The sequence below is a fragment of the Streptomyces otsuchiensis genome (assembly GCF_004305975.1).
Classification (GTDB): Bacteria; Actinomycetota; Actinomycetes; order Streptomycetales; family Streptomycetaceae; genus Streptomyces; species Streptomyces otsuchiensis.
Window position 1 is genome coordinate 1 of record NZ_BHZI01000222.1, and the last position, 5,647, is coordinate 5,647.

Consider the following 5,647-nt stretch of genomic DNA (forward strand, 5'->3'; position numbering starts at 1 on the left):
GGGTGGGTGCGGCTGTTGCGGGGTCGGCGTTGCGGTGAGATCCGGCCATTTCCCGGGGGGTGAACCGGCACCCGCTCCTGGCCCTCTCCCAGCCCGGTGCCGAGTGGTGCGTCGCGGTGATCACCCCGGCAACGCGAAAGGCCCGGACGGAGAGTCCGGGCCTTTCGATGATCAACGCGGTCCTGACGGGATTTGAACCCGCGGCCTCCACCTTGACAGGGTGGCGAGCACTCCAAGCTGCTCCACAGGACCTCGTGCGCGGAACTGACTCTACCCCAGGCCAGGGGCGCGAAGCCAATCCGGTCGAGCGCCCGGCGAACAGCCCCGTGCGCCCCCGGCGATGGGGGCACGGACCTCACCGCGCGTCCGCCGGAACGGCCTCGTCCACCGCCTTCACGATGCGCTTGTCCGACACCGGGTACGCGGTGCCCAGCGCGTGCGCGAAGTAGCTCACCCGCAGCTCCTCGATCATCCAGCGGATCTCCCGGGCCTTCGCCGGAACCGGCGTGCCGGGCGCGAACTGCTCCAGCAGCCAGGCGTACTCGTCCTGCATCTCCTGGACCTTGGCGGTACGTGCCCGGTCCCGCTCGGCGTGCTGCGGCAGCTGCTGGAGCCTGCGCTCCACCGCCGTGAGGTACCGCAGCAGATCCGGCAGCCGGCGCGCCCCGTGCGCCGTCACGAAGCCGGGACACATCAGCGCCGCCAACTGCGCCCTGACATCGGTCATGGAGGGCAGCAGCACCGGGCTGGTGACCCCCTTCAGCCGGCGCTCGCACGACTGCCAGGCCGCCAGCACCTCCCGCACCCGCGCGACGATCCGCTCCGTCAGCGGCACCACGTCCGTGCGGACCGCCTCCACCAGCTTCCGGAACGCAGCCTCGTCCCACGCCGGGCCGCCACGGGCGGCGACCAGCTGGTCCACCGCCGCCGTCGCGCAGTCGGCGAGCAGCGCCTGCACCGACCCGTGCGGCGACGAGGCCAGCGTCAGCTTGGCCCGGTTGTCCAGCTGCCCGGCCGCGAACTTCGCCGGGTCGGACGGCAGCCGCAGCAGCACCAGCCGCCGCGTGCCCCGCACCATCGCGTCCAGCTGCTCCGCCTCGGTGTCGAAAAGCCGCACCGCGACCGACGAACCCTCGTCCACCAGCGCGGGGTACGCCCGCACCGGCTGGCCGCCGCGTCGTGTCTCGAACGTCCGCTGGAGCGTGCCGATGGTCCAGTCCGTCAGCCCCGTCCGCTGCTGCGGTCCGCCGCCGTCGCCACCTTCAACGGTCTCGCCGTCCGCCCGTTTCGTCCGGCCGGCGAACGCCCGGTCGATGGCCTGCCGCGCCTTGGGCTTCATCCGCCGGCGCAGCGCGGCGAGGTCCTTGTCCTCCGACTCCCGCGGGTCGCCCGCGGGCCGGCGGCCCCGGTCGTCCACCACGCGGAAGGTGATCCGCAGATGGTCCGGGACCTTCGCCAGGTCGAAGTCGCGCTCCTCCACCGGCTGTCCGGTGAGCCGGCGCAGCTCGTGTGCCAGCGCGCGCACCAGCGGCCGCGCCCCCGGCTCCGGCTCGGCGGCCAGGAACTTGCGGGCGTAGTCCGGGGCCGGGACGCAGTGCCGTCGCACCGGCTTGGGCAGTGAGCGGATCAGCTCCGTCACCAACTGCTCGCGAAGTCCCGGAATCTGCCAGTCGAACCCCTCGTCCGTCACCTGGTTCAGCACCTGGAGCGGCAGATGGACGGTGACGCCGTCCGCGTCGGTCCCGGGCTCGAACTGGTAGGTCACCGCGAACGAGAGCCGACCCTGGTGCCAGGTGTCGGGATAGTCGGTCTCCGTCACCGACTGAGCGCTCTCGTTGATCAGCATCGACTTCTCGAAGCTCAGCAGGTCCGGTTCGTCCCGCCGGCGCTTCTTCCACCAGGAGTCGAAGTGCGCCCCGGAGACCACCTCTTCGGGGATGCGCTGGTCGTAGAAGTCGTAGAGCGTCTCGTCGTCCACCAGGATGTCGCGGCGCCGGGCGCGGTGCTCCAGCTCCTCGACCTCCTGGAGCAGCGCCCGGTTCTCCCGGAAGAAGTCGTGGCCCGTGCGCCAGTCGCCCTCCACCAGGGCGTGGCGGATGAAGAGGTCACGGCTCGTCTCGGCGTCGATCCGCCCGTAGTTGACCTTCCGCTGGGCCACCACCGGAACGCCGTAGAGCGTCACCCGCTCGTACGCCATCACCGCGGCCTGCTTCTGCTCCCAGTGCGGCTCGCTGTAGGTGTGCTTGACCAGGTGGGCGGCGAGCGGCTCGATCCACTCCGGATCGATCCGCGCGTTGACCCGCGCCCACAGGCGCGAGGTCTCCACCAGCTCCGCCGACATCACCCAGCGCGGCGCCTTCTTGAACAGCGCCGAGCCCGGGAACACCGCGAACTTCGCGCCGCGCGCGCCCAGATACTCGTGCTTGTCGGTGTCCTTCAACCCCAGCTGCGACAACAGCCCCGCCAGCAGCGACTGGTGGATACGGTCCGGCTCGGCCGCGGTGTCCTCGTCGCTCAGCCGGATGTCCAGCGACCGTGCCACCGACCTCAACTGACTGTAGATGTCCTGCCATTCGCGTATCCGCAGATAGTTGAGGAACTCCGAGCGGCACATCCTGCGGAACGCCGAGGACGACAGCTCACGCTGCTTCTCCCGTACGTACTCCCACAGTTGGAGCAGCGCCAGGAAGTCGGACTCCTCGGCCGGGCCCTCCCGGAACCGGCGGTGCTTCTCGTCCGCCTGCTGCTGCTTCTCCGCGGGCCGCTCCCGCGGGTCCTGGATGGAGAGCGCCGCGGCGATCACCATCACCTCGCGGGCGCAGCCGTTGCGGTCGGCCTCCAGCACCATCCGCGCCAGCCGCGGGTCCACGGGCAGTTGGGCCAGCCGTCGCCCCGTCTCGGTGAGCTTCTTGCCGTCCTCCAGCGCGTGCAGTTCCTCCAGCAGCTGCACACCCGCCCGGATCGAGCGGTGGTCGGGCGGATCGATGAAGGGGAACTTCTCGATCTCGCCCAGCCGCGCCGAGATCATCTGGAGGATGACCGACGCCAGGTTGGTGCGGACGATCTCCGGGTCGGTGAACTCCGGCCGGGAGAGGAAGTCGTCCTCCGAGTACAGCCGGACGCAGATGCCGTCGCTGGTCCGCCCGCAACGGCCCTTCCGCTGGTTGGCGCTCGCCTGCGAGACCGCCTCGATCGGCAGCCGCTGCACCTTGGTGCGATGGCTGTAGCGCGAGATGCGCGCCGTGCCCGGGTCGATCACGTACTTGATGCCCGGGACGGTCAGCGAGGTCTCCGCCACGTTGGTCGCCAGCACCACCCGCCGGCCGCTGTGCCGCTGGAACACCCGCTGCTGCTCGGCATGGCTCAGCCGCGCGTAGAGCGGCAGGATCTCGGTGTGCCGCAGCCGGCGCTTGCCCAGCGCGTCCGCGGTGTCACGGATCTCCCGCTCGCCGGAGAGGAAGACCAGGACGTCGCCCGGTCCCTCCGCCTGGAGTTCGTCGACCGCGTCGCAGATCGCCGTCACCTGGTCGCGGTCGCCGCCGTCGCCCTCCTCGCCGGAGTCCTCCAGCAGCGGCCGGTACCGCACCTCCACCGGGTAGGTACGGCCCGAGACCTCCACGATCGGCGCCGGCTCCCCGTCCCGGCCGCGGAAGTGCCGGGCGAAGCGCTCGGGGTCGATCGTCGCGGAGGTGATGACCACCTTCAGCTCCGGACGGCGCTGCAGCAGCTGGGCGAGGTAGCCCAGCAGGAAGTCGATGTTGAGGCTGCGCTCGTGCGCCTCGTCGATGATGATCGTGTCGTACTGGCGCAGATCACGGTCCTGCTGGATCTCCGCCAGCAGGATGCCGTCCGTCATGAGCTTCACCAGGGTGCGGTCCCCGACCTGGTCGGTGAAGCGGACCTTCCAGCCGACCGCCTCGCCCAGCGGCGTCTTCAGCTCGTCCGCCACCCGCTGCGCCACCGTGCGCGCCGCGATCCGGCGCGGCTGGGTGTGACCGATCAGCCCGGTCACACCCCGGCCCAGCTCCAGGCAGATCTTCGGCAGCTGCGTCGTCTTCCCGGACCCCGTCTCGCCCGCGACGATCACCACCTGGTGGTCGCGGATCGCCTCGGCGATGACGTCCTTCCGGCGGCTGACGGGCAGCTCTTCGGGGTAGGTGATCACCGGTACGGCCGCGCGCCGGTCCGCCACCCGCAGTTCGGCGTCGTCCAGCGCGCGGGCGATCTCGGACAGCACCTGCTGCCGTGCCTGCGGCTTGCGGATGCGCCGGGCGCCGTCCAGCCGTCGGCCGAGCCGCGTCTGGTCCGGCAGCGTCAGTCCGGACAGGCGTTCCAGCAGCTCGGGGAGGGTGGGAGAGGTGGCGGAGGTGGTCTCGGCGGCGGGCGGGGCCTGGTCGGCCTGCGCGACCCGCGCGGAAGAAGGTCGTCTGGACATACCGGCACCAGGATCTCACCTGCCCCACCCGGCAGGCCAACCCTTATCCCGGATATCCGCGGCGGATGGTGCCGGACGCCCGTCACCGCACCGGGAAACCCGCCACGGCGCGGCACGGAGCCGGGCCGGGTCCGGACCGCCGGGCCCCCTCGTTCCCGCGCACGGGCAGGACCGACAGCACCTGCTGTACCTCTTGCGCCTCTTGCACCTCTCGCATCAACAGCGGTTCTCGCGCCGAACGGCGCCGGCGCGGCCAGGGCCCGGCGCCGGCAGTGACCGGGGTCGCGCCACGACGACGGGGAGAACATGAAGCCGTGGAGCGAGGGCCGCCTGTGCGGCTTCGACCTGGAGACCACCGGCGTCAGCGTCGAGGAGGACCGCGTCGTCACCGCCTGCGTGGCACTCGTGGGCGGCGGAGCGCCCACCGAGTCCCGGACCTGGCTGGCCGACCCGGGCGTCGAGATCCCCGAGGAGGCGACGGCCGTTCACGGGATCACCACCGGCACGGCGCGCGCGGAGGGCCGTCCGGCCGGGGAGGTCGTCACCGAGATCGTCACCGCGCTGGCGGAGGCGCAGCGAGCGGGCATCCCGATCGTGGCCATGAACGCGTCGTTCGATCTGACGATCCTGGACCGCGAGGCCCGCCGCCACGGCGTCGCCGCGCTCGGCGACCTGCTCCCGGCCGCCCGGCTCCGGGTGATCGACCCCCGGGTCCTGGACAAGGAGGTCGACACCTACCGGCCGGGTGGGCGCCGCCTCGAAGACCTCTGCCGCCACTACCGCGTCGCCCTCGACGGGGCCCACCGGGCCGACGCGGACGCCGTCGCCGCCTGCCGGGTCGCCTGGCGCATCGCCCGGATCGAGCCGGCCATCGGGCACACCGCGCTGGACACCCTGCACCAGCGGCAGATCACCTGGGCGCGCGACCAGGCCACGTCGCTCGCCGACTACTTCCGCCGCACCCCCGGCAAGGAGACGTGGGCCGCCGACGTGCGGACCGAATGGCCCCTCATCCCGGCCCAGCGGACCGGGTGAGGGGGCCGCGCGACCCCTGAGCCCTGCTCCTCGGGGTGTCCGGGACATGACCTATCGTGATGCGTGGTTCTCTGTTCGAACACTCCGGGGGTTTCTGATATGCGGCGCCGAATCTCTGCCTCCGTGGTCGCGGCCGTGCTGGCGACCGGTCTTCTCGCCACCGCTTGTGGCGGGGGG

At 71.8% G+C, this 5,647-nt stretch carries 2 protein-coding genes and 1 tRNA gene; 1 reads left to right on the forward strand and 2 read right to left on the reverse strand.

What is annotated here, in order from left to right:
• Positions 1–177: 177 nt before the first annotated feature.
• Both E0D90_RS19400 and hrpA read right to left on the reverse strand, forming a co-directional pair.
• A tRNA-Asp gene (locus E0D90_RS19400) sits at positions 178–252 on the reverse strand.
• A gap of 103 nt (positions 253–355) precedes the next feature.
• A complete protein-coding gene (gene hrpA / locus E0D90_RS19405; protein ID WP_130799426.1) occupies positions 356–4,435 on the reverse strand; it encodes an ATP-dependent RNA helicase HrpA in 4,080 nt (1,359 codons plus the stop codon).
• Positions 4,436–4,741: 306 nt separating this feature from the next.
• On the opposite strand from hrpA, the gene E0D90_RS19410 reads away from it, so the two are divergent.
• Complete coding sequence (locus E0D90_RS19410; protein ID WP_130799427.1) at positions 4,742–5,470, forward strand: 3'-5' exonuclease; 729 nt, start codon at positions 4,742–4,744, stop codon at positions 5,468–5,470.
• The last annotated feature ends 177 nt before the right edge of the window (positions 5,471–5,647 follow it).

Excerpts from the sequence above, each read along its gene's own strand:
- hrpA (WP_130799426.1), bottom strand. The coding sequence starts at position 4,435 with ATGTCCAGACGACCTTCTTCCGCGCGGGTCGCGCAGGCCGACCAGGCC.
- E0D90_RS19410 (WP_130799427.1), top strand. The coding sequence starts at position 4,742 with ATGAAGCCGTGGAGCGAGGGCCGCCTGTGCGGCTTCGACCTGGAGACC.